The 24014-nt window shown below is 58.9% G+C and carries 22 protein-coding genes and 3 tRNA genes; 7 read left to right on the top strand and 18 right to left on the bottom strand.

The features are described from left to right. Nucleotides 1-84: 84 nt before the first annotated feature. Nucleotides 85-1488 (bottom strand): PLP-dependent aminotransferase family protein, encoded by a 1404-nt coding sequence (locus VDP61_RS15110; protein ID WP_323007697.1) that lies wholly within the window; start codon nt 1486-1488, stop codon nt 85-87. 90 nt (nt 1489-1578) lie between these two features. Between VDP61_RS15110 and VDP61_RS15105 the strand changes: the two genes are divergently transcribed. Beyond that, on the top strand, nt 1579-1794 hold the full coding sequence (locus tag VDP61_RS15105) for a DUF1127 domain-containing protein (protein ID WP_323007696.1): 216 nt from the start codon (nt 1579-1581) through the stop codon (nt 1792-1794). Between the two features lie 155 nt (nt 1795-1949). Here the strand turns inward: VDP61_RS15105 and ispG are convergent, their stop codons facing one another. From ispG to VDP61_RS15085, 4 genes are all read right to left on the bottom strand, one after another. Further along, entirely contained in the window at nt 1950-3095 is a 1146-nt protein-coding gene (gene ispG / locus VDP61_RS15100; RefSeq protein WP_323007695.1) for a flavodoxin-dependent (E)-4-hydroxy-3-methylbut-2-enyl-diphosphate synthase, read from the bottom strand. 96 nt (nt 3096-3191) lie between these two features. After that, nucleotides 3192-4415, bottom strand: a complete 1224-nt coding sequence (locus VDP61_RS15095; RefSeq protein ID WP_323007694.1) for a helix-turn-helix domain-containing protein — start codon at nt 4413-4415, stop codon at nt 3192-3194. Between the two features lie 117 nt (nt 4416-4532). Then, nucleotides 4533-5756 carry a 5-aminolevulinate synthase gene (gene hemA, locus VDP61_RS15090; protein ID WP_323007693.1) on the bottom strand — a complete coding sequence of 408 codons (1224 nt, stop codon included), beginning with the start codon at nt 5754-5756 and terminating at the stop codon, nt 4533-4535. A gap of 150 nt (nt 5757-5906) precedes the next feature. Next, a complete protein-coding gene (locus VDP61_RS15085) occupies nt 5907-6500 on the bottom strand; it encodes a 5-aminolevulic acid synthase (RefSeq protein ID WP_323007692.1) in 594 nt (197 codons plus the stop codon). A 124-nt stretch (nt 6501-6624) separates the two neighbouring features. On the opposite strand from VDP61_RS15085, the gene VDP61_RS15080 reads away from it, so the two are divergent. Then, nucleotides 6625-8019, top strand: a complete 1395-nt coding sequence (locus tag VDP61_RS15080; protein ID WP_323007691.1) for a M20/M25/M40 family metallo-hydrolase — start codon at nt 6625-6627, stop codon at nt 8017-8019. Between the two features lie 185 nt (nt 8020-8204). Here the strand turns inward: VDP61_RS15080 and VDP61_RS15075 are convergent, their stop codons facing one another. From VDP61_RS15075 to VDP61_RS15060, 4 genes are all read right to left on the bottom strand, one after another. Beyond that, a complete protein-coding gene (locus VDP61_RS15075; protein WP_323007690.1) occupies nt 8205-8423 on the bottom strand; it encodes an RND transporter in 219 nt (72 codons plus the stop codon). Between the two features lie 59 nt (nt 8424-8482). Beyond that, a tRNA-Asp gene (locus VDP61_RS15070) sits at nt 8483-8559 on the bottom strand. A gap of 26 nt (nt 8560-8585) precedes the next feature. Further along, a tRNA-Asp gene (locus tag VDP61_RS15065) sits at nt 8586-8662 on the bottom strand. Nucleotides 8663-9103: 441 nt separating this feature from the next. Continuing rightward, nucleotides 9104-9179: transfer RNA gene (locus VDP61_RS15060), tRNA-Val, on the bottom strand. Between the two features lie 155 nt (nt 9180-9334). On the opposite strand from VDP61_RS15060, the gene VDP61_RS15055 reads away from it, so the two are divergent. Beyond that, nucleotides 9335-10048, top strand: a complete 714-nt coding sequence (locus VDP61_RS15055) for an acylneuraminate cytidylyltransferase family protein (protein ID WP_323007689.1) — start codon at nt 9335-9337, stop codon at nt 10046-10048. On the opposite strand, the gene VDP61_RS15050 is transcribed toward VDP61_RS15055, so the two are convergent. Genes VDP61_RS15050 through VDP61_RS15015 form a run of 8 tightly spaced genes read right to left on the bottom strand, consistent with a single transcriptional unit; the run spans nt 10032 to nt 17877 of the window. Further along, complete coding sequence (locus VDP61_RS15050; protein WP_323007688.1) at nt 10032-11309, bottom strand: 3-deoxy-D-manno-octulosonic acid transferase; 1278 nt, start codon at nt 11307-11309, stop codon at nt 10032-10034. The two genes, VDP61_RS15055 and VDP61_RS15050, sit on opposite strands and share 17 nt — an antisense overlap. Continuing rightward, nucleotides 11302-12552, bottom strand: coding sequence for a 3-deoxy-D-manno-octulosonic acid transferase (locus tag VDP61_RS15045; protein ID WP_323007687.1), 1251 nt, complete (start codon nt 12550-12552; stop codon nt 11302-11304). Before VDP61_RS15045 ends, VDP61_RS15050 begins: the two co-directional genes overlap by 8 nt. After that, a complete protein-coding gene (gene neuC / locus VDP61_RS15040; protein ID WP_323007686.1) occupies nt 12545-13666 on the bottom strand; it encodes a UDP-N-acetylglucosamine 2-epimerase in 1122 nt (373 codons plus the stop codon). Before neuC ends, VDP61_RS15045 begins: the two co-directional genes overlap by 8 nt. After that, entirely contained in the window at nt 13663-14748 is a 1086-nt protein-coding gene (locus tag VDP61_RS15035) for a rhamnan synthesis F family protein (RefSeq protein ID WP_323007685.1), read from the bottom strand. The genes neuC and VDP61_RS15035 overlap by 4 nt, the downstream gene beginning before the upstream one ends. Further along, the gene (locus VDP61_RS15030) at nt 14745-15773 is read right to left on the bottom strand and encodes an N-acetylneuraminate synthase family protein (protein WP_323007684.1); all 1029 of its coding nucleotides are present in this window, start codon (nt 15771-15773) and stop codon (nt 14745-14747) included. The genes VDP61_RS15035 and VDP61_RS15030 overlap by 4 nt, the downstream gene beginning before the upstream one ends. Nucleotides 15774-15818: 45 nt before the next feature. Continuing rightward, nucleotides 15819-16337 carry a gamma carbonic anhydrase family protein gene (locus VDP61_RS15025; RefSeq protein ID WP_323007683.1) on the bottom strand — a complete coding sequence of 173 codons (519 nt, stop codon included), beginning with the start codon at nt 16335-16337 and terminating at the stop codon, nt 15819-15821. Next, nucleotides 16334-16981, bottom strand: coding sequence for a guanylate kinase (gene gmk, locus VDP61_RS15020; RefSeq protein ID WP_323007682.1), 648 nt, complete (start codon nt 16979-16981; stop codon nt 16334-16336). Before gmk ends, VDP61_RS15025 begins: the two co-directional genes overlap by 4 nt. A 2-nt stretch (nt 16982-16983) precedes the next feature. Then, nucleotides 16984-17877 carry a YicC/YloC family endoribonuclease gene (locus VDP61_RS15015; protein ID WP_323007681.1) on the bottom strand — a complete coding sequence of 298 codons (894 nt, stop codon included), beginning with the start codon at nt 17875-17877 and terminating at the stop codon, nt 16984-16986. Nucleotides 17878-18147: 270 nt separating this feature from the next. Between VDP61_RS15015 and VDP61_RS15010 the strand changes: the two genes are divergently transcribed. After that, nucleotides 18148-18828: a PAS domain-containing protein gene (locus tag VDP61_RS15010; protein WP_323007680.1), complete on the top strand. Its 681-nt coding sequence runs from the start codon at nt 18148-18150 to the stop codon at nt 18826-18828. 143 nt (nt 18829-18971) lie between these two features. Here the strand turns inward: VDP61_RS15010 and VDP61_RS15005 are convergent, their stop codons facing one another. After that, nucleotides 18972-20342, bottom strand: a complete 1371-nt coding sequence (locus tag VDP61_RS15005; RefSeq protein ID WP_323007679.1) for a class II 3-deoxy-7-phosphoheptulonate synthase — start codon at nt 20340-20342, stop codon at nt 18972-18974. A 162-nt stretch (nt 20343-20504) separates the two neighbouring features. Here VDP61_RS15005 and VDP61_RS15000 point away from each other — a divergent pair, with 162 nt between their 5' ends. The 3 genes from VDP61_RS15000 to VDP61_RS14990 all read left to right on the top strand — a co-directional run bounded on the left by VDP61_RS15000 (nt 20505) and on the right by VDP61_RS14990 (nt 23990). Next, complete coding sequence (locus VDP61_RS15000) at nt 20505-21518, top strand: GlxA family transcriptional regulator (protein ID WP_323007678.1); 1014 nt, start codon at nt 20505-20507, stop codon at nt 21516-21518. A gap of 378 nt (nt 21519-21896) precedes the next feature. Continuing rightward, complete coding sequence (locus VDP61_RS14995; protein ID WP_323007677.1) at nt 21897-23081, top strand: ABC transporter substrate-binding protein; 1185 nt, start codon at nt 21897-21899, stop codon at nt 23079-23081. A 126-nt stretch (nt 23082-23207) separates the two neighbouring features. Continuing rightward, complete coding sequence (locus VDP61_RS14990) at nt 23208-23990, top strand: ABC transporter ATP-binding protein (protein ID WP_323007676.1); 783 nt, start codon at nt 23208-23210, stop codon at nt 23988-23990. Nucleotides 23991-24014 lie beyond the last annotated feature (24 nt).

Below are 24014 nucleotides of genomic sequence, written 5' to 3'. Positions count from 1 at the left end.
TTGAATAGGCAAGATGCGTGTACGGAATTGGTCGGTCAATAGAACTGATTTAATTTGAGGCACTTGGCGTCAGGAATGCAACACTCAGACCGAAAGCTCGGTTGGGGGGCTTTCAAGCAGGCGGGCAAGGCGGCGGCAGGCATCCTCGATCTGGGCGCGGCTGTGATTGCCGGGCAGCGCCATGCGCACCGCGTTGGGCGCGCGGCCATGGATCAGCGCAAACTCATCAGCCGAGCGCAACAACACACCTTCGGTTTCGGCCATGCGCGCAAAGATAGAGGCGCGCCAGCCCGAGGGCAGCCGCAACCAGACAAAGGGCAGGCCGGGCTGCCATGACAGGTCATATTTGCCAAGGATATTGACCAAACCTTCCAGCCGGTCCGAAAACCCGTCCTGAACCGCACTGCGCAGTGCCGCCGCCTCTCCGCTGGCAAGCAGCGACAGACACAGATCGGCTACCGGGCGGGCCAGCCCGAAAAAGCTGTGCTGCGCCGTCAAACGCCCCGCCTGGCCCATGCCACTGGGGCAGACAACATAGCCAAGCCGCAAGGCCGCCGAAATGCTTTTGGAAAAGCTGCCGACATACCAGGTGCGGTCAGGGGCAAGGGCGCGCAAGGATGGAATATCGCTTTGCGCGATGGTATAACAATCGTCTTCAATTATTTGAATTTCATAGGTTTTTGCGATATCGGCAATTTCCTGACGGCGCTGTTCGGGCATGCGCACCGTGGTCGGATTTTGCGCCTCGGTGGTCACACACAACACCTGAGGGCTATGGCGACGACAGGCTGCCTCCAACGCATCGGGGCGCAGGCCCTCGTCATCCACCTCCAGCGCCAGCAGATCGGCGCGCGACAGGCGGGCGGCATGGCGAAACCCGGCATAGGCCAGATCTTCGATCAGAACCATAGGCCGATCACCACGCAGACAGCATTGGAAAATCAGGTTGACAGCGCTTTGCCCACCATAGCTGAGCGCGATATCATCGGCCGTCACCGGGCCAAGCACCCGGCCTTGCAACCAGTCAATAACCGCGTGACGCAGCTCTTCCTCACCGCGCTGGCTGGGATAGTCAAGCCAATCGCTTGCCACCTGGCCCGCAAGCCCCGCCAAAGCCGCGTTAAAAGCCGCGCCCTGCCCCACCTCTGGCATCCGCGGCGAGCGCATGTCGATGCGGCCTGCCAAATGCGCCGGATCGCGTTCGGCGTAAAAACTTTGGCTGGGGCCAAAACGTGGCATGGCTGAGGCGACAAAAGTTCCGCGCCCCACGGTTGCCGCCAGCAGCCCCTCTTGTGTGGCCAGTTGATAGGCGCGTGACACGGTGCCGGGGGTGACCTTCATCTGCCACGCCAGATCGCGCACGGTAGGAAGCTGGCTGTCGGGCGGCAAAAGCCCCTGCCGGATCGCCTCGCGCAGCGCCCGGACCAGCGCCAGATATTTTGGACCGGGGTATTGTGTCAAGTCTGGCAGCCACTTTGTATCGGTCACAAGTTACCTCTGGCATGTTTTGGCCCGTTATGCGATATTGTGTGCATACAGTCAATCTGGATTGTATCGCTACAAAAAAAGAGGTCCGCCATGTCCTACCAGAATAATGAGACGTTTACCGAATTCCGCACGCAGCCCCGTTTGGTCGCCCCTGTATTCGCGTTGGCTGTCACTGTTCTGAAATGGGGTCAGCGCCAAAAAACCCGCCGCACATTGCAACGGCTTGACGCGCATTTGCTGAAAGATATCGGCCTGTCAACCCGCGATGCACATGTTGAAAGCAAGAAGGTATTTTGGCAGGACTAAAGCGTTTCAACTTTACGCTGCCCCCCCTGAACACAAAAGATAACTACCCAAGCCCGCAAGCGTTGCGGGCTTTTGCTTTTTTCAAGCAACGCCATGAATAAACACGCCCGGCGCAACTCTCGGCCAAGGCACGCACAGCCGGACGGGTCGGCATGTCAAAGCGCCTGGTCCTCGGCCAACTTTGCTGCCAATGCGGTCGCCGCATCAATTTGTGCGGCTTTTTCTTCGACCAGCTCGACAATATGCTCGATCATGGCCTCGTTGCCCAGCTTGTGGCTTTGCTTGCCCGCAAGATACACCATGCCTGATCCGGCCCCGCCGCCGGTAAAGCCGATATCGGTCATCAACGCCTCGCCAGGGCCATTGACCACACAGCCGATGATGCTCAGGCTTAGTGAGGTGGTGACATGGGCCAGGCGCGTTTCCAGTTCGGTCACGGTTTTGATAACGTCAAAGCCTTGGCGCGCGCAGGAGGGGCAAGAAATAATGGTGACACCGCGATGCCGCAAGCCAAGGGATTTAAGAATCTCAAAGCCGACCTTCACCTCTTCGACCGGATCGGCCGAAAGCGACACGCGGATTGTATCGCCTATCCCCGACCAGAGCAGATTGCCAAGACCAATAGCAGATTTTACGGTGCCCGATTGCAACCCGCCCGCTTCGGTGATGCCAAGATGTATCGGCGCATCCGTAACGTCGGCCAGTTGTTGATAGGCGGCAGCAGCCATGAAAACATCGGAGGCTTTCACGCTGATCTTGAATTCATGGAAATCATTGTCTTGCAAGATCTTGATATGATCCAGCCCCAATTCCACCATCGCATCCGGGCAAGGTTCACCATATTTATCAAGAAGATGGCGTTCCAGACTGCCGGCGTTTACGCCAATTCGGATCGAACAGCCGTGATCTTTGGCGGCTTTGATCACCTCACGCACCCGCGCGGCATCACCGATATTTCCGGGGTTGATACGCAGGCAGGCGGCCCCCGCTTCGGCGGCCTCAATCGCGCGTTTGTAGTGGAAATGGATATCGGCGACGATCGGCACCGGGGATTCGCGACAAATCTCGCGCAGGGCCAAAGCACTTTCACGGTCAGGGGTCGAAACGCGGATGATGTCACAGCCCACAGCAGCGGCGCGTTGCACCTGTTCAATCGTGGCTTTGATATCGGTGGTCAGCGTGTTGGTCATGGTTTGCACCGAGATCGGTGCATCGCCGCCAACAGCCACCTTGCCCACCATTATCTGGCGCGATTTACGGCGGGCAATATTGCGCCAGGGGCGAATGGGATTATGGGTCATCAAAAGTCTCTTGCAGTCATTGCGATCATACTTGGTGGGGTTGAAAGCGCAAAAGGCAACCGCGCGGGCGTTTCCCCCGCGCTGTCGCATCTTGGGTCACAAGGACGGGCTGGATGGGCAAAGCACCAAGGCGCTATCCGCATTCGCCACCGCAACCGATTGCCCGGTTTCCACGCTTGGGAACCGTTGCTGCACGGCTTCGGCGGTCAGCACCACGTTTTTCACAACCTGCGCACCGGGGGCCGAGGGGCCAAAGGTTTTACCGTTGACCGTAAAATAAACCGAGCCCGAATTACCTGCCCGCAACACGGGCGCATCTTCAAGCAAGGGTACGGTGTAGCGTTCGCAGGAATCCAGCACCTTTTCAAACAAGACCGTACCGTCAGCCGAGGAGACACGCACCCAAGACGGGCGCACAGCCAAAAGCTCAACCCTGTTCATCTCGGCAGCAACAACCTGCACCTCGGTTCCCAGATCTGTGCCATCAGCGGCGGCGACGGCAGCCACGGCCTGACTATCAGCAGCAGACGCGCCACCGCGCTGGGGGTCAATGGCTGAAATAGGCCCATCGCGCGAGGTTAAAACCGGAACGTCCAACGCTTGCGGGCGATACAAACGATCGGACCGGGATTGCAAGCCTGTATCTGCGGCAAGCGTCACTGAACCCGGCGTCGCTGCCTGCGATTCAGGCGCGGAACGCACCAAGGGGGCAACACCTTGCACATTGCCCAACGGGTCTATCTCGGCCACGACTTGCGGCGCTTGATCGACGGGGGCAAGCTGAACGCGCTGAACCTCTTGCAACACCGACCAGCCGCCATAGCCAAGCCCACCAATCAGGCCGATCAGCACCAGAAGCGACCCTATCGCCCTGGGTTCAATCCGCGAAAACACGGTTTCGCTACGCGGCACAAAGGTTGCATTCGGGTTTGCAAGCGGATCACCAAAATCCTGGGCCTTACCTGACGCCTTGGAAATCCGCGCCGGCGAAGCGGCTGCAGACATCCCATGCGCAAGCGTGAAATTCGCCTCGCGGCAAAACTTTTCATATGCCCAATCCGGGTCCATCCCCAGATAGCGTGCGTAAGAGCGGACATAACCAGCCACGAACCCTTGGGTTTCAAAGGCGGTCACATCGCAGTTTTCAATGGCAGCAACATAGGTCGCTTTGATCTTCAGCTCTCGTTGAACATCCAGCAATGATTTGCCCAAGGTCGCGCGCTCACCGCGCATCAGATCGCCTAGACGTAACTCAAAATCGTCAAAGCCTTTTGGCTTGTCGACTTCAGACGTCGAAGGTGCTGTCCTTCGGCCGATCATATATTTGCCCCGTTGCTGCCCCAGATTATCGCCTGAGTCGCTTTTTGCATCGACTCAAGGCCTTCGTATCACGGAGATTCTACCACAACGCAACTTACATTGCACCCGCAGAACCACCTAAGCTGTCATCTCGGCACGATTCAGCGCACATTGCTGCCAAAGCATATCCATAGCCCGCACCAACGTATCAATCTGGGACGCATCGTGAACCGGCGACGGCGTAAACCGCAGGCGCTCTGTGCCGCGCGGTACGGTTGGGAAGTTGATCGGCTGAACGTAAATGCCGAACTTCTCCAGCAACATGTCTGACAAAGCCTTGCAATGCACCGGATTGCCAACATGGACCGGAACAATATGGCTGCCATGGTCGATCAGCGGCAGACCAATAGATTTCAACCGATCCTTGAGGATGCGCGCATGCAACTGCTGCGCGTCGCGCAGATGCTGCGCGGTTTTCAAATGCCGCACCGAGGCGGCCGCGCCCGCCGCAACCGCCGGCGGCATGGAGGACGTAAAGATAAAGCCGGGGGCATAAGACCGCACCGCATCGCACATCTTGGCCGAGGCTGCGATATAACCGCCAGCGACACCATAGGCTTTGGCCAGCGTGGCGTTGATGATATCAATCCGGTGCATCAGGCCGTCGCGTTCGGCCACCCCGGCCCCGCGCGGGCCATACATGCCAACAGCATGAACTTCATCAATATAGGTCAGCGCGCCAAATTCATCGGCCAGGTCACAAATCGCCTCGATCGGGCCAAAATCGCCGTCCATCGAATAAATCGATTCAAAGGCTATCAGCTTGGGTGCAGCCGGATCATCGGCGGCCAGCAATTCGCGCAGATGCGCCACGTCATTGTGCCGGAAAATCCGCTTGGCCCCACCATTGCGGCGCACACCTTCGATCATTGACGCGTGGTTCAGCGCGTCGGAATAGATGATCAGCCCCGGAAACAGCTTTGGCAGCGTCGACAGCGTCGCATCATTGGCGTTATAGGCCGAGGTGAAAACCAAGGCAGCCTCTTTATGATGAAGATCGGCCAACTCGGCCTCTAGCCGGTTGTGATAGACTGTGGTCCCCGAGATATTGCGCGTCCCGCCCGAGCCCGCCCCCGTCGCCTCCAGCGCCTCGACCATCGCGGCCAGAACAACCGGATGCTGGCCCATGCCCAGATAGTCATTGCCACACCAAACGGTGATATCTTGCTCTGACCCGTCCTTTTTGCGCCAGACGGCGGCAGGATAGGCCCCTTTGCGACGCTCAATGTCAATGAAGGTGCGGTAACGACCCTCTTCGTGCAAACGGTTCAGGGCGGTGTCGAGTGCGGCTTCATAATTCATAAGTGTCTCCAAGCGTCCTGCCTCAAATCAGGATGATCTGCGGCTGGTTTGGGCCAATCTGCAGCAGATTCGCATTGCCCGCCTTGATATTCATCAAACTCTATATCTGATAGGGGGCAATTTGACGCCCCCCTGATTTCATATCTTGCATTATTCGGCGTCGGCCACAACCACGATGCAATCAGAGGCCCCTTTCTGGGTACATTCCGCCAGTGCTGCCTCCTGAGCACCCGGCCCTGACGCCAAGGCAAAAAAGCCGGTTTGCGCACTGGTTGCCAGCGCCCGCTCGCCTTTTTTGCCATAGTCGTTTTTCAGCGCGACCGTGCCTTCAACCGAAAGCTGCAAGGCACGCGCCTGCCACTTCTCGGGGCGTACAATGGCGGCAACGGCACAGGGGGTTTCAGTGGTTCGGGCCTTGTTGCAGCCTTCAAGCGCTGCAGTCGAGGCCGCCTCAACGCTGTGATGATTTGCGACCAGCATTGTCGCCTCTGATTTCAGAATATCCTCATCCGGGGCAATCGCCACGGCGGCGTAATAGGCGTAATCCTTGACGACCTGCAGCAAAAGCGCGGCATTCTCTGCGGGCAACCCGTCAACCGCAAATGCCTCTACTTCCGCCCCTTTGGGCGAGAACAGCATTTCGGCGGCGGCTTTGCCGCTGATCGGTTCGGCAAATCCGGCCCCGGCCAGCGCAACAAGGGCCGCGCCGGCCATCAGGCTGCTGTGTTTGACCATCTTCATCATAGTTTGCTCCTATCATCTCTGCCGTGCCAGTTGGCCTTGACCTGTTTTAGCCGGGTTTTACGGCTCTGGACAGGGGCGGTGTGGCTGTTAGTCTGCCGCAAAATTCACAAATCGGAGAAGCCTTATGTCACTCGACGCTGTCCTGGCCAAAATTGATGACGCCTTGCCGCAAGCGACCGAGCGTTTGCTGGATCTGCTGCGCATCCCGTCCATTTCTACCGACCCTGCGTTCAAGGCTGACTGCGACCGTGCGGCAGATTGGTTGGTCGAGGATCTGATTTCCCTGGGGTTTGAGGCCAGCAAACGACCAACGCCCGGCCATCCAATGGTGGTGGCGCATTTCAACACGGATGAAACCGGAAACGGGGCCAAAAGCCCACATCTGCTGTTTTACGGCCATTACGATGTGCAACCCGTGGACCCGCTGGACCTGTGGGACCGTGCCCCCTTTGACCCGCAGGTCGAGGAAACGCCGAAAGGCCGGGTCATTCGCGGGCGCGGGGCATCGGATGACAAGGGCCAGTTGATGACCTTTCTTGAGGCGTGCCGGGCGTGGAAGGCCCAGCATGGCACCCTGCCCTGCCGGTTGACGATTTTTCTGGAGGGCGAAGAGGAATCCGGTTCGCCCTCGCTGATTCCCTTCATGAAAGAAAACGCGGAGGAGCTGCGCGCCGATGTGGCCCTGATTTGCGACACCGGGCTGTTCGAATCAAAAACCCCGGCCATCGTGACCATGCTGCGCGGTTTGCTGGGCGAGGAGCTGACCATTCACGGCCCGGACAAGGATCTGCATTCCGGCATGTATGGCGGTGTGGCGGCTAATCCGATCCGCGTGTTGAACCGCATCCTTGCGGGGCTGCATGATGACAGCGGGCGCATCACCCTGCCCGGCTTTTATGACGCCGTTCCCGAGCTTTCGGACGCGATGCGCGCGCAGTGGCAGGGCCTTGCCTTTGACCACGCCCGCTTTCTTGGCGATGTTGGCTTGTCGGTGCCCGCCGGTGAGGCCGATCGCACGCCGCTGGAAATGATCTGGTCGCGCCCCACCTGCGAAGTGAACGGCATCTGGGGCGGCTATACCGGCGATGGATTCAAGACCGTATTGCCCGCCCAGGCCCATGCCAAGATCAGCTTTCGTCTGGTTGGCCAGCAAGACCCTTTTGCCATCCGAAAAGCGTTCCGCGCCTATGTTGAAAGCGCGTTGCCTGCCGATTGTTCGGTTGACTTCAAGGGCCACGGCAACAGCCCTGCAAGCCAGATGAGCGTGGCCAACCCCGCGTTTGAACCGGCGCGGGCCGCCCTGACCGAGGAATGGGGCGTTGCGGCGGCCTATGTCGGCTGTGGGGGCTCGATCCCGATTGCGGGATATTTCAAGACCTATCTGGATATGGATGCAATGCTGATCGGGTTTGGCAAGGATGATGATCAGATCCATTCGCCGAATGAAAAATACGATATGGAGAGTTTTCACAAAGGCATCCGCTCTTGGGCGCGGGTGTTGGACCGGTTGACTCGCTGAGGTTTGGGCCGTTTGGCCCGCGCCGGGGGGCCAGCCCCCCGGACCCCCCGGGATATTTTTGCCGAAAAGAAAGCGGGGATGGGGCGCAATTGGCCCAGATCTGGTGCCAGAGGGTGAAGCGATATGGCGCAGCCTTGGGGGTATTGTCGGGATGCGGGCCCCTGATGTGTATGTTCGCTATCGGGTCACGCTTTCAGCGCCATTCTGATCAGTTTTGCGAGCAATAGAACGACCGGGGCGGCATGCATCAGCAGATCGAAAATATCTATGGGGCGCGTCAGGCTGCCTGCAGCCAACAGCTTCAACTTTTCCCAAAGATGCGGCTCGGGGAAAAACGGTGCCAGCCCAAGGGCCAAGGCAACCAGAACCAGCGGGCCCAGCGGAAGCGACTCTAGAAATGCCATGACAGCCCCTATTTTTGGGCTGTGCCTAGCGTATCTATTCAGGAATTGGAATGATAAAATGGCGCGGTTGACGGGGCTCGAACCCGCGACCCCCGGCGTGACAGGCCGGTACTCTAACCAACTGAGCTACAACCGCGCATTTATTACGTTCGGGCGGGCGGATGGCGCGGTTGACGGGGCTCGAACCCGCGACCCCCGGCGTGACAGGCCGGTACTCTAACCAACTGAGCTACAACCGCAGCACCATCCGAACCCGCTCGAACGTGAGGGGGTATTACGGAAGGCGGCGTGCGGCGTCAAGCGGCCAAAGTGCTTTTCATCGCTCTGGTGCAGGAATAAATCTCTCGACCTTATCGGGGGCGAGTGAAACCGCCCCTGCGCCCGATCCCCTGCCCAGGGCATATGGATATTCCACGGCCTTTGGACGTGACGGCCAGGGGACAAGGCAAGGGAATCGCGACACAGACGCCGCCAGAATCATCCAAATCGCAGACGCCGGAAAGGATACCGACCCCAATTGCATCAAGGGTATGGCCGCCGGGTGACGGTGGCGGGCGGGGGCTATAGAGCGGCGGCGTTCCACAGTTGAATCGCCGGGCAGGCGTTTTGCTGGAAAGGGCCCGATACCAAGCAATTACTGCCGCAGGGCCCATGTGAATATCGGTAACGATTGGGGAAAATGGTGGGTCGTGACGGGCTCGAACCGCCGACATCTTCGGTGTAAACGAAGCGCTCTACCAACTGAGCTAACAACCCGACTGGCGGCTGAATAGCCGATGATTCCGCTGCATGCAAGAGGGGTAAGCCGGAAAAATCCTGCAATACGGATGTAATGGCATTTCACGCACAACAGATTGCAAATCCTGACAAACAGCGCCATTCCTAGAGGCCATAAGAAAAAGGGGAATGCTATGATCATCGGCCATATTGGCGCGCGCAAAGGTTCCAAAGGGGTTCCGGGCAAGAATTTTGGTCCGATCTGCGGCAAGCCTTTGATAGATTGGTCGCTGGATCAGTTATTTGCCGACCCTTCGGTCGATGTCGTGGTCGTATCAACCGATGATGAGGCGATCTATGATCATGCGGTGAAACGCGGTGCGCTGGAAATCGGTTTGCGCCCGGCGCATCTGGCCACGGACACCGCCGGAAAGTTTCATGTCTGGCAACATGCCCTGGGCGTGACCGAGGCCATAACCGGCCCCGCCACGGCGTTTTTAGACCTTGATTGCACCGCCCCTTTGCGGCTGCCGCATGATATAACCGATGCGCTGGCCCTGTTTGCGGCACAGCGCCCCGATATGGTGATGTCATGCTGCGAGGCCCGCAAGAACCCCTATTTCAACCTGGTAGAGCCCGATGAAAGCGGCGCGCTGCATGTCTCCAAACCGCTGCCCGGCCGGGTTTTGGCCCGCCAACAGGCCCCTGTGGTTTATGAACATGTTGGGGTGGTCTATGTTGTGGCCCCGGATTATCTGCGCAGCGCCGAGGGGCTGTATGACGGACGGGTGATTCCCTATGTGCTGTCGCCCGATCGCTGCCATGATATCGACACACCGTTCGATTGGCGGATTGTCGAGTTTCTGTTGCAACAGCAAATCGACGCCGGCCTTAAGCCAAAAGCCTAGCAATGCCCGCAAGCGTCCGCCTGGCCGCGCCGGCATGGGCGGCAAAGAAGGCGTCAATCTGGGCGGATGTGGGGTCATCGCGGGCAATCAGGGCAGCGGCCAAGGCCGCCGCATCAGGCACCGAGCGCGCCACACCCGCCGCCTCGGCCTCTTTGAACGGGTATTCGATGGTAAAGACCTGCGGCCCGACCAGAACCGGCTTTTTCAAGGCAAGCGGCTCAATAATATTATGCGCGCCCTTGGGGTTGAACCCGCCGCCCACGACAACACGGGTTGCCATCGCCAGATAGAAATACATCTCGCCCAGACTGTCGCCATAAAACACATCTATGCCTTGGGGCAGCGCGCCCGAAAGATCGGGGCCAAGTGTATTTGAGCGCCGGGCAATGCGCAGGCCTGCTGCCATCAGCTGTGCTGCAACCTCATCAAACCGTTCGGGGCGGCGCGGAACATAAACAAACAATGTATCACGAACCGCCTGTACCGCCTTGATAGCACTGATATATCCCTCATCTTCGCCCTCAATCGCGCTGGCAATCACGACCACATCCCGCGCCGGCTTCAGCGCCTTGCCGGCCGCCACCTGTGCAGGCGGAATGGGTTGATCAAACCGCAATTCTCCGGTTATTTCAATGGGGCGTACCCCCACGCTTGCAAAACGCTGCGCCTGCAAATCCGATTTTACCAAGGCCCCGGCAAAGCCCTGCATGATCTGCGCCCGCAGGCCGGTTTGGCCATCGCGGGCATAGCTTTTGCTGGGGTATTGCGCGTTGCACATGAACAAGGGCACGGCTTTGGCGCGGCATGCCATGATCATGCGCGGCCAAATCTCGATCTCCATCACCAAGCCGTATTTCGGTGCAAAGCAGCGGAAAAACCCGGCAAAGCACAGCCCGATTTCAAACGGCACCCAGACCACGCGCAGGCGGCCCGCAGCGATTGCATCGGCATAAACGCGGGTCAATTCGCGCCGCCCCGCCGGGGTGAAATGGGTAATCACCACCCGTTCGCCCTGCCCCAAAAGCGCGTCAATCAGCGGCACCGCCGAGCGCAGCTCGCCTAGCGACACGGCATGCACCCAGACCGCGCCCCGCATTGGCGGGCCATAGAGCCCAAATCGTTCGGCGATATGGGCGCGATAATCGGCATCCTTGCGCCCTCGCCGCCACAAGTACAACAGCACCAGCGGCAATCCGACCACCCAGGCGGCCCCATAAGCCATCAGCGCCAGGCGCAGCTTGATCGAGGGGAATCTAGCCACGATGCCCCACCTTCAACATCTGCGCCGCCAGGTCATCCAAAGGTGCTGCCCGGCGAACAAGCGATTGGCCGCGCAACCCCATCTGTTGAAAATCGTCGCGGTTCATCAGGGCCGATACCAGTGACTTGGCATCCCGCACCTCTTGCGCGGCATCGGCAACATGCAAGGCGGCATAATCGGCGGTAAAATTGGCAATCCTGGGGCCGTGTAAAACCGCGCAGCCCAAGGCGGCAGGCTCCCAGGGGTTATGCCCCTCTACCGGGCCGAAACTGCCGCCGACAAGCGCCGCAGGCGCCAAACGATACCACAGGCCCAGCTCTCCAAACGTATCGGCAAGATAGATCGGCTGGCCCGCAAGCGCCGTTTCACGGCTGCGCCGCACAAACGGCATTTCCAGCGCCAAATGCCGCTTGGGGTCGCGCGGCACCAGCACCAGCAGCCAACGCGGATCGCTGGCAAAAAGCTGCGCCTGCGCCGCCATCGCCACTGCCTCATCCTCCAGATGGGTCGAGGCGGCGACCCAGATCTTGCGGCCCTGAAACATCGCCTGCATCCGCGCCAATTCATCGGGTTTGGCCTGCAACAGCGGGGCTGCCACTTTCAAAGACCCCATAACCCGCACATCGCGGGCGCCCAATGCTTTCAGATGCGCCGCGCTGGCGGGATCTTGCGCCACCAACTGTTGAAACCTTGCAAGAACATCGCGGTACAATGCCTTGATAAATCTTCGTTTTCCAGCAGAGGCCGCCGATATCCGAGCATTCAGCATCACCAAGGGAATACCGCGTTGATCACACATATGCACTGCCACGGGCCAAACCTCTTGTTCGGCCCAGATTGACAGATCCGGCCGCCAATGGTCCAAAAACCGCGCCACAAACCCCGGCGCATCCAGCGGCAGATATTGGTGAATGGTTCGCGCAGGCAAATGCGCTGAAATCACCTCTGCCGAGGATCGCGCCGATGAGGTCAGTAAAAACTGTGCCTTCGGGTCGGCGCGCCCCATCGCCTCAATCAAGCCACGCAGCGCCATCACCTCGCCCAAGCCCACCGCATTCAGCCAGATCAGCCGCCCCGCAGGCCGCACAGCCCCCGCCTGCCCCAGCTTTTCGCGCCAACGCTCCGGGTCTTCGCGCCCCTTGCGCAACCGGCGTTGCAGGTGCCACGGGGCCACCAGTGCCAGCGCCCGCGCCAGCGCCGTATAGGCCCGCAAGGCAAGGCTTGGGGGGGCCGCGTCAGCCAAGATCCTGAAACTCTTTTTGCAGGCTTTGCGCCCAGAAATCAGCATTCTGCAACACAGCAACAAACCGCTCGGCTGCCGAACCAGAGCCAAACCCTTCATCGCGAACGAAACTTTTGCCCCAATGATTGGCCAGGAACCCGGCAATCACCGCCGCATCCGCCGCATCGGCAAAATGGATAGAGGGCGCATTGGCGCGGTTGTGCTGCCGCGTGCCAATATCCAACGACGGGATGCCCAGAAACGGTGCCTCGCGCACCCCTGCCGATGAATTGCCGACCATACAGGCGGCGTTTTTCATCAATTCCGAAAAATGCGCGAATCGCATTGATGGAATCAAACGGAATCTGTCCTTGGGCAAAGCGTCAATCGCCTTGAAAATATCCTCGGACCCCGGATCATTATTCGGCGCAATCAGCACAAAATTCCGCCCCGAATCCGCTAATGCGCCGTAAAGCGCCCGCGCCTGCGCCCCCATCGTCGCTTGCTCCGAGGTAACAGGGTGAAAAACGCAAATCCCGTAATCCTCAAAGTCGATATCATAGCGCGCGCGTACCTGCGCCATCGTGACCCCGCTGGGCCGCGAATGAAAATCGAGTTCGGGCGAGCCGATCACATGCACCGCATGGCCCGGCTCTCCCAGGGCCATGACCCGCCGTGCCGCAGCGTCCGAGCTGACAAAATGCGCGCTTGCCAGTTTGGTGTTGCAGTGGCGAAAAATCTCATCAATCGTGCCCGAAACCTCGCCCCCCTCGATATGGCCCGAGCGGATATAGTTTGTTGCCGCGACCAGGGTACAGGCCAACGCCTCGACACGGTCGCCATGGGTGACGATCAGATCAGGCCGCATCTCGGTGATGAAATCCGAAAACCCCATTACGGTTTTCGCCAACACCATATCTTGCGGATCGCCGGGCCGCTGGTTCAAAAACTCATGCACGCCAACCCCTTGCATGCGCTGCACTTCCAGCTTGGTCAGGCCATAGCGCGCCATCATATGCATGCCGGTTACAAAGAACGACACCGCAAACCCCGCCGCTTGCGCTGCAAGCGCAAGCGGTTCCAGCTTGCCGAAATCCGCACGGGTTCCGGTGACGAAAAGGATAGACTGGGTCATGGCGTGTTGCTCGATATATCTGTGATGGCCTGCGCTTCATGCAAAATGCTGTCTGACGGCGGGGGCAATTGCCCATCCGCCACGGCCCCCAGATAAGCCGCGCGCCAGCAAGCGCTTGCCGGTTCGCGGCTTTTTTTCAGGACAGGGTAGTGCATCAGGCGAAAGGCACCGATGGGAAATGTGCTGTAGAATTGCCCCTTGCGCAACATCCGCACAATCAGGGCGCGTGCATTCACGGCAAAATCAGCGGCCTGGCCCGATGAAAGTTGCCGCGCCTCGGCCTTGTCGATTGGATTCATCGTGGCCGCATAGCGCAGAATATCGCGCAGGGTACTGTCATCGGCCTTTTCGACATGGGTCAAAAACGTCTTTTGGTCAAACAGGCCGACAAGCTGCAAACCCGCCGCACGCATCGCCGCACTAAAGCCGCGCTCGCCCCGGCGGATAACCTTGTACTTGTTCGAGGTCAGGCGCAAATCTTGCCAGAATGTCTTGAAAGCCGCGTGGCGCAAGGTGCTTTGCGGCAGCGAATAGAAATAACTTTCCAAAAACCGCTCCTCGCCGCGAACGCGCAGCACGGTTCCGACCACATCGGCGCCGCTTGCCTCCATCCGCGCCAAACTGTCATCCTCGCTTTGCAGCGGGTACCAAATGCTGTCGTTCAAGATCACCAACCGCCGGGGCAAAAGCTGCATCCGGTCAAGTTGCCGCAAGCCATCACGATAGCCGCCAAAATCATACCCGAAATTCGGCCGTTCCAACATCAGCCAGACATAGGGGAACAGCTTGCTGCGATCATCTGGCAAAAGCTTTGCATTTGACACAATGAAAGGCGCATAGCCATTTGCAACCAGATGCTTGCAGGTTTCCAGCAGCGACTCTGCAATGCCTTTTGGCTGCCAGATCAAAACCAGCGCGATTTTCTCGGCGGCGGCCACGGCACCATGGTTTACAGCAAAGCCACGCTCAAACGCTGCATCGTGGCGGCGTTGTGCAACAGGCTCCCACAGGGCTTCGGGAATGGCGCGCAACTGCTGACCGAAGCGCAGCAGTTCGCGCCGTATTTTCCAGGCTGGAATCACGCCAGATCTGCCCATTTCAGCTGGGTGTTGCGTTTCACCGCCCGCGTCAGGCGTTTGCCCAGAACGGCGTCAAACTCATACCCCGCAATCTCACCCGAACCGGGGCGGCGGGCCCAGATATCGGTTTCGGTGATGACATGGCCTTCGGGCAGGTCGCGGTCGGCCACGACGCTGGCACGGGCAAAACGATACACAGGTTCTTCGGCTGCGGTGCGTTGCTTGGGGTTGTGCAAGGCGATATGAATTTCCTTAGAGCGATCAATCAGGAATTTCAATTCTGCCGGGTCCATGGAATTGATGATGTCGGGCCCGATGCGGTAGCGGGTATCGGTATAATGCCGCTCCAGAATACAGGCCCCAAGGGCGACGCTGGCCAGCGCCATTTCCGGCCCGATGGAATGGTCGGAAAAGCCGACAACGGCGCGTGGGAAGGCCGCTTTCAAATCGGTTACCCCTTGCAGAGACACGATTTCCGGCGGGCTGGGGTATAGATTGGTACATTCCAGCAAGGCATAATCCACCCCCGCCGCATCCAGAATTGCAACGCTTGCCCGCAGGCTTTCAATGCTCTGCATCCCGGTTGACAGAATCACCGGCTTGCCGAACCTGGCGATATGGCGGATCAGCGGCAGGTTATCGGCCTCACCCGAGCCGATCTTATAGGCCGGCACGTCCAGCGTTTGCAGAAAATCCGCTGCCGCCCGGCTGAACGGGGTGGAAAGATAGATCATCCCAAGGCTTTCGGTATAGGCCTTCAGCGCGCGCTCATCGTCAAGCGACAGCGCGCAGGCCTCCATCACATGCCAGATCGACACATCGGCATTGGGCGGAAAGATGGATTTCGCCTCATCGGTCATCTCATCTTCCAGAATATGGGTCTGATGCTTGATACATTCGCAGCCCGACAGGGCCGCCTGCCGCACCATTTCGCGGGCTACCTCAAGGCTGCCACCGTGATTGATCCCGATCTCGGCGATCACCAGGGGCGGATGGGTGGGGCCAATGTCGCGATTGCCGATTCTCATAGCGCTATCCTTGCTGTCTTTACGTCACCAAACTTAACCGTCGGCTTAAACCGCCTTCAACCCCGCGCGGAACCGCTGCATGTTCTCTCGGTAGTTTGCCGCCGATTGCAGCAGTTTTTCTTGCGCCTCGGCGTCCAGAGCCCGCACCACTTTACCCGGTGCGCCCATGACCAGGCTGCCATCCGGTATCACCTTGCCTTCGGTAATCAGCGCCCCGGCCCCGATCAGACAGCCCTTGCCGATTTGCGCGCCGTTCAACACCGTGGCCCCCATACCGATCAAGGTGCCATCGCCAATCGTGCAGCCATGCAGCATCGCCTTATGGCCAATCGTGCAGCGCGCCCCGATGGTCAGCGGAAACCCCATATCGGTATGCAACACGCAGTTTTCCTGAATGTTGCTGTTTTCCCCGACCCTTATTTCCTCATTATCGCCGCGCAGCGTGGCCCCGAACCAGATGCTCGCGCCCTCGCCCAGCACGATCTTGCCAATCACATTGGCATCATCGGCGACCCAGGTATCAGGGTGCAGTTTCGGCGCAAAGCCATTCAACGCATAGATCATCTTGACTCAAACTCCTGATTTAGCCCACGCACAAAACCCGAAAGCGCTGGCTGGCGATCTCGGCGCAACCGCTCTGCCTCCAGAATCGTGCGCAGGCGGGTAAAAGTCTGGTCCAACTCCTGGTTGACCAGAACATAGTCATATTCCGCCCAATGGCTGATCTCGGATTGTGATTTTGCCATGCGCTCTGCGATTACCGCGTCGCTATCTTGTGCGCGGCCCCGCAGCCGGTTTTCCAGCTCGGCAATAGAGGGCGGCAGGACAAAAACCGACACCACATCACGCCCCAGCGCAGAATTGCGAATTTGTTGCCCGCCCTGCCAGTCAATATCGAACAAGGTATCACGCCCCTCGGCCATCGCCGCCTCGACCGGAGCTTTGGGAGAGCCGTAATAATTGGTGAACACCTCGGCATGTTCCAGCAATTCGCCCGCCGCAATCATCGCTTCAAACTGGTCGTGACTGCGGAAATAGTAATCGCGCCCATCCTTTTCACCCGCACGCGGCGCGCGGGTTGTGGCCGAAACCGAAAACCGTATTGTCGGGTCCCAGCCCATCAACATTCTGGCCAGGGTTGATTTTCCGGCCCCCGAGGGAGACGATAAAATAAGCAAAAGTCCGCGACGGCTGGGGGATACTGGCATCTTCATTCCACGTTCTGAACCTGTTCACGCATCTGATCAATCACAGCCTTAAGGTCAAGCCCGACCCGTGTCAGCGCCATCGCCTGTGCCTTGGAGCATAGCGTATTTGCCTCGCGCATGAACTCTTGCATCAGAAAATCCAGCTTGCGCCCCACCGGATCATCCGAGGCCACCAAGGCCCGCGCCGCAACCGTGTGGGCGCGCAGCCGGTCAAGCTCTTCGGTTACATCTGCTTTGACGGCAAGCAGGGCCAGCTCTTGCTCTATTCGCCTTTCATCAATGTTATCCGTTGATTGCATAAGTTTCTTGATGTTGTCTTTCAGGGTTTGCGCCACAACATCGCTCCGCGCCTCGGCTTCCCGTGCGGCCTGTTTGATCAGCGCTTCAATCTGGCCAAGCTGGTCCAGAATGATCGCACGCAGCGCGGCCCCTTCAGTCGCCCGCATCGCCAGAAAATCAGCCAGCAGCAGCGAAAAGTTGCGCATCAACGCGGCGGCAAGCGGCCTCGTGTCGCCCTCATCGCCGGCCTGTTCCATCACGCCCCGCAGCGCCAGCACATCGGCCTGACTGGCCTGCGCCAAGGTTACGCCGGTAGACATCGCCTCGGCCTCTACCTCGGCCAACATCACCAATACGGCCCGCAGCGCAGGTTGGTTCAGCCGCAGCGGCGCATCCCCCCCCGCCTCTCGCGCAAGTTTCAGCGTCAGGCCAACATTGCCACGCGCCAGGCTTTTGCCCAGGGCCGCGCGCAATTGCATCTCCAGCCCCTCAATCCAATCCGGCACCCGCAGCCGCAAATCCAGCCCCTTGCCGTTGACCGATCGCAATTCCCACGCCCAGGTATGCGCCCCGTGCTGGCCGCGCCGCGTTGCGAATCCGGTCATGGATTGGGTCATCGCCAGTAGCTCCTTTTTTTGTGTCGGCTTGCAAAGTCGCAGATCCGCGCAGACCCGACCCCGGTGGCATTTACCATTTATACACTTTGAATACCAATAGCAGCGATTTTCGTGTAAATTAAGGTTTCAGTAACAAGTCTTGCGCTATCATTAACCAATTGACTACAGGGCCATAGCCATCAGGCACAGGCCCGCAAGATGGTGCGATAGCAGAGCGAGAAAGATGCATCAATATGAGGGGGCGCCATGTTGTGGTGCTGTGGTGAAATAATGACGATGTTCAGCGATGACACAAACCCAGCCGCAGCCCCGACCAAAGGGCGCATCGACCCGCTTGCCCAGGTTCGCGCCTATTGGGAGGCGCTGCGCGATGGCGATACGATCCCCCTGCGGTCGCAGATCAGCCCGCGCGGAATCGAATCCGCGCTCTCTTGCACCTTTCTGATCGAACGCATCGCCCCCGGTCTGGCACGCTTTCGGATTGCCGGAATGGCGTTTTCCGATCTGATGGGAATGGAGGTGCGCGGGATGCCGCTTTCAGCGCTTTTCAGCCCCGAGGCGCGGCCCATTCTGGCAAGCAAGCTGGAAACGGTCTTTCATTCCCCGGCAATCTTGACCATGGATCTGATCGCCAATAGTGGCATCTGTCGGCCGGATATGACGGCGCGAATGTTGATTTTACCTGTGCGCGACAACAACGGCGCTATGGGCATAGGCCTTGGCTGCCTTGACATGACAGGCAAGATTGGCCGCAGCCCGCGTCGGTTTGATATCGCGCACAGCACCGCCACGATGCTTGTTCGCGCCACGCCACCTGACGCACAACCCCGGCGCAAAGCCTTTGCGCCGCAGCTTGTCACCAGCGCGAAACCAAGGGAATTTGCCGAACCCGCTGCCCGGTTCGATGGCTGCCCCGGCAAAACGCCCCCCTATCTGCGTCTGGTCGAGTAGGCCACAGCACAAACGCATTTTGTACTTGAACGCGACAGCGAACAGGCCAGACAGTTGGCCCCTGCGGTTTGCACTTTCGCCTGTTCAGACCAAGTGCAAACCGGGTCAGCCCCTTTTTCAGGGTCCCAAAAATTCCGGAACCGCTACAGCGCAATCCGGCGCGCGGCCGCGCGGGTTTTCGACAGTTCTTCCGCCACCAGAAAGGCCAGTTCCAGTGACTGGCTGGCATTCAGACGCGGGTCGCAGGCGGTATGATAGCGGTCAGACAGGTTTTCATCGGTCACATCGCGCAATCCGCCGGTGCATTCGGTCACATCCTTGCCGGTCATCTCAAAATGTACGCCGCCGGGAATTGTGCCTTCGGCCTGATGAATCGCAAAAAACTCGCGCACTTCACGCAGAACCGATTCAAATGGCCGGGTCTTGTAGCCACTGGCAGCCTTGATCGTGTTGCCATGCATGGGATCGCAAGACCACAATACCTTTGCCCCCTCTTCCTGCACCGCCTTGATCAGACGCGGCAGATTGTCGCCCACCTTGCCCGCCCCGAAGCGCGCGATCAGCGTCAAGCGCCCCGCCTCATTTTCGGGGTTCAGCTTGGCCATCAGCACTTTCAGGTCATCGGCCGTTGTCGTTGGGCCACATTTCAACCCGATCGGGTTCTGGACACCGCGCGCAAATTCCACATGCGCCCCGTCTGGCTGGCGCGTGCGGTCGCCGATCCAGATCATATGCCCCGAGCCGGCAATCGGCTGGCCCGAAATACTGTCCACCCGGCACAGCGCCTGTTCATATTCCAGCAAAAGCGCCTCGTGGCTGGTGTAAAAATCCACCTGCGACAATTGATGCGCGGTTGTGCTGTCTACACCGGCCGCTTGCATGAAATCCAACGCATCGGAAATGCGGTTCGACAGCTCGCGGTAGCGTTCGGCCTTGTCATGCTCGGCAAAGCCAAGCGTCCAGCTATGCACCCGGTGAATATCGGCAAAGCCCCCGGTTGAAAACGCGCGCAGCAGGTTCAGGCTGGCGGCAGCCTGGGTATAGGCCTGCAACATGCGGTTCGGATCGGGGACCCGGCTTTCTTGCGTTGCCTCGAACCCATTGATGATATCACCGCGGTAGCTGGCAAATTCTTCGCCATTGATGATTTCGGTCGGCGCGGATCGTGGCTTGGCGAATTGCCCCGCCATGCGCCCCACTTTCACCACCGGCACCTTGGCGCCATAGGTCAAAACCACCGCCATTTGCAGCATCACGCGAAAGGTATCGCGAATGTTGTCGGCAGAAAACTCGGCAAAGCTTTCGGCACAATCGCCGCCTTGCAGCAAAAACGCCTTGCCCTCAGCGGCCGCACCAAGCTGTGCCTTGAGCCTGCGCACCTCGCCTGCGAACACCAAAGGCGGATATTTTGCAAGCTGCGACTCAACGGCACTCAGCGCCGCCGCATCCAGATAGTCGGGCATTTGCACCCGAGGTTTGTTGCGCCAGTCTGTTTTTTTCCATGCCTGCGTCATCGGTCTTCTCCGAAAGTTAGCGGTATCGGCACGGGGTATAGGCATTGTATCATGAAAAGCAAAGGCCGAAAGGGGCGCGCCCCCTTGCCGACACCGCATTTTCCTGTTTCGGTAGTCACGTTTACCGTTTGAAGGCGAATGTCTGCCGTTTGAAAGAGAATAATGTCTGTTCCGCCAAAAAAAGCGACCAATACCAGCAAGGTTCTTGCGCCACGGCGCTTTGTGTTTTTGCTGCTGGACAAGTTCACAATGCTGTCCTTTGCCAGTGCGATCGAGCCACTGCGTATTGCCAATCGCGTGATCGGCGCGCCGGCCTATAGCTGGCTGCTGGCCGGCGAGGGCGAGGGTATGGTGCAATGTTCCAACGGCGCGGCCTTTACGCTTGATATCGGCCTGTCGGAAATTGATCGCGATGATACGGTGTTGGTTTGCGGCGGCATTGATGTGCAAAAGGCCACGACCAAAGGCATCTTGAACTGGTTGCGGCGTGAGGCGCGGCGCGGGGTGGCGATTGGCGGGCTGTGTACCGGCACTTACGCGCTGGCCAAGGCGGGCTTGCTTGACGGGAAAAAGGCAACGATCCACTGGGAAAACCAGGACGGGTTTCTGGAGGAGTTCGAGCAGGTCAAGCTTACCCGCTCGATCTTTGTGATTGATGGCAACCGGATGAGCACGGCAGGCGGTACTGCGTCGCTGGATATGATGCTGAATATCATCTCGATGGATCACGGCAATGATGTTGCCAATACCGTGGCCGACCAGCTTATCTACTCTACCATCCGCACCGATCAAGACACCCAGCGTCTGTCTATCCCCACCCGCATCGGCGTGCGCCATCCAAAACTTAGCCAGGTCATCCAGATGATGGAAAATGCGATCGAAGAACCGATCAGCCCTGCCGATCTGGCCGATGATGTCGGCATGTCCACCCGCCAGCTTGAACGGTTGTTTCGCCGTTACCTCAACCGCTCGCCAAAGCGTTACTACATGGAATTGCGGCTATCCAAAGCGCGCAACCTGTTGATGCAAACCGATATGTCCGTCATCAACGTGGCGCTGGCCTGCGGCTTTGCCTCGCCCTCGCATTTCTCCAAATGCTACCGCGCGCATTATTCCACGACACCGTACCGCGAACGCGGCACACAGGGCGGCACAGCTTTGCGACTGTCGATCTAGGGCGTGTTGCGTCCCGTCAGATCTGCGCCAGATCCGCGTCGCCAAACCATAGCCGCGGCAATGTTGCAAAGAATGGCACCTTCGGGGCATTGGCTGAATGGGGTAAGGCGCAACGCGCGCCAACCGCCATCCGATCCGGCAGGGCGCGCGATTTCGGCTTGGCAGAATCGCGGGCCGACTGGCGGCGGCCGGGGCAAAGCTTCCGCTACGTCACCACACGCCTTGGTTGAGTTTTCGCCAAATCAACGGCATAAGCCCCGGTCAAAACCGTGATCCAAGCGAAAAATCTAGCGCAATAGCCCTGTTTTCCAGCCTTTTCTTTTCACAACAAGGCGTCTAGGCTCTGCCAAGGATAATAATCCACCTAGGGAGTGAACAATGAAAAAACTTATGCTGGCGACCGCCGCAACTGCTTTGATGGCAGGCGGCGCATTTGCCGAAGATGCAAAAATCGGCATCATTCTGGGCTTTACCGGCCCATTGGAATCTATCACGCCTGCCATGGCGGCCTCGGCCGAACTGGCAATCAAAGAGGTCAATGATTCGGGCAAGTTCATGGATGGTGGCACCGTTAGCGCCGTGCGCGCCGACAGCACCTGCATCGACGCCGCCGCCGCAACCGCCGCCGCCGAGCGTCTGATCACCGCCGAAGGCATCAACGCGATCATGGGCGCAGATTGCTCGGGCGTAACCGGGTCCATCTTGCAAAACGTCGCCCGCCCGAATGGCATCGGCATCATCTCGCCTTCGGCCACCTCTCCGGGTTTGTCGAATGCCGAAGATGATGGCTTGTTCTTCCGCACCTCGCCGTCGGATGCGCGTGCTGGCGAAGTCATCGCTGAGGTTCTGGGCGAGCGCGGCGTAAAATCGGTCGCGATCACCTATACCAACAACGACTATGGCAAGGGCCTGTCGGACAGCATCGCTGCCGCATTCACCGCCGCAGGTGGGACTGTCACCGCCAACACCGCGCATGAAGACGGCAAGGCCGACTATTCCGCCGAAGTGGCGACACTGGCCGCGGCCGGTGGTGAGGTGCTGGTTGTTGCAGGCTACGTCGATCAGGGCGGCAAAGGCGTGATCCAAGCTTCGCTTGATACCGGCGCGTTTGATACGTTCTACCTGCCCGACGGCATGTATGGCGAATCCCTGATTGCCGCGATTGGCGATGGCTTGAACGGTAGCTATGGCCACATTCCCGGCACCGATTCCGAAGGCGCCGCCACTTTTGTTGAAATGGGCAAAGCGGCTGGTTTTGATCCGACCTCCAGCTTTACCGGCGAAAGCTATGACGCTGCGGCACTGATGATGTTGGCGATGCAAGCGGCAAAATCAACCAACTCCAAGGATTGGTCTGCCAAGGTGATGGATATTGCCAACGCACCGGGCGAAAAAATCTATCCCGGCGAATTGGGCAAGGCGCTTGATCTGGTCGCGGCTGGCACTGACATCGACTATGTCGGCGCTACGGCGGTTGAATTTGTTGGCAATGGCGAATCCGCTGGCAACTACCGCGTGTACACTGTCACAGACGGCAAATTCGTAACGGATGGTTTCCGCTGATTTTGGCCTGATTTGAAACAAAGCGGCCCGAAGGGGGGAACCTTTCGGGCCGCTTTTTCGAAATGTGACGGCGCATGCGGCATCAAGACCGCACGATAACCGCACCGCACGGGGAGGGATGAAACCATGATTACCGTCCAAAATCTTCACAAGAAGTTTGGCGCATTTCACGCGGTTGACGGCGCATCGCTGGAAATTGCAGAAGGCTCGATTACCGGGCTGATCGGGCCGAATGGCGCGGGCAAGACCACGCTTTTCAACGTGATCGCAGGCCGCTTGCCACCGACATCTGGCAGGGTCTTGATGGCAGGCGAAGATATCACCGGCCTGCCCCCGCATGCGTTGTTTCACAAGGGCTTGCTGCGTACCTTTCAGATCGCGCATGAATTCGGCTCGATGACGGTACGCGAAAACCTGATGATGGTGCCGGAAAATCAGGCCGGGGAAACGCTTTGGAACGCCTGGTTCGCCCGTGGCCGCATCGCACAGCAAGAACGCCGCATCCGCGACAAGGCCGATGAGGTGCTGGAGTTTCTGACTATCAGCCATCTGGCCGATGAAAAGGCCGCGAACATCTCGGGCGGGCAGAAAAAGCTGCTTGAACTGGGCCGCACCATGATGGTCGATGCCAAGATCGTCTTTCTCGATGAGGTCGGGGCGGGTGTGAACCGCACCCTGCTGAACACCATTGGCGATGCCATTGTGCGCCTGAACAAAGAGCGCGGCTATACGTTTTGCGTGATCGAGCATGACATGGATTTCATCGCCCGTCTGTGTGACCCGGTGATCGTGATGGCTGAAGGCAAGGTGCTGGCACAAGGTACGGTGGATGAGGTCAAGAACGACGAGCGCGTGATTGAGGCCTATCTGGGAACCGGCTTGAAAAACAAGGTGAAAGCGCATGCGTAGTCCGGCTATTTTCAAACAGAACAA

Origin of the sequence: Pseudorhodobacter sp., assembly GCF_034675685.1 — a bacterium.
Lineage (GTDB): Bacteria > Pseudomonadota > Alphaproteobacteria > Rhodobacterales > Rhodobacteraceae > Pseudorhodobacter.
The sequence above is the reverse complement of the archived record's forward strand: the minus strand, read 5'-3'. Positions and strand labels throughout refer to the sequence as shown.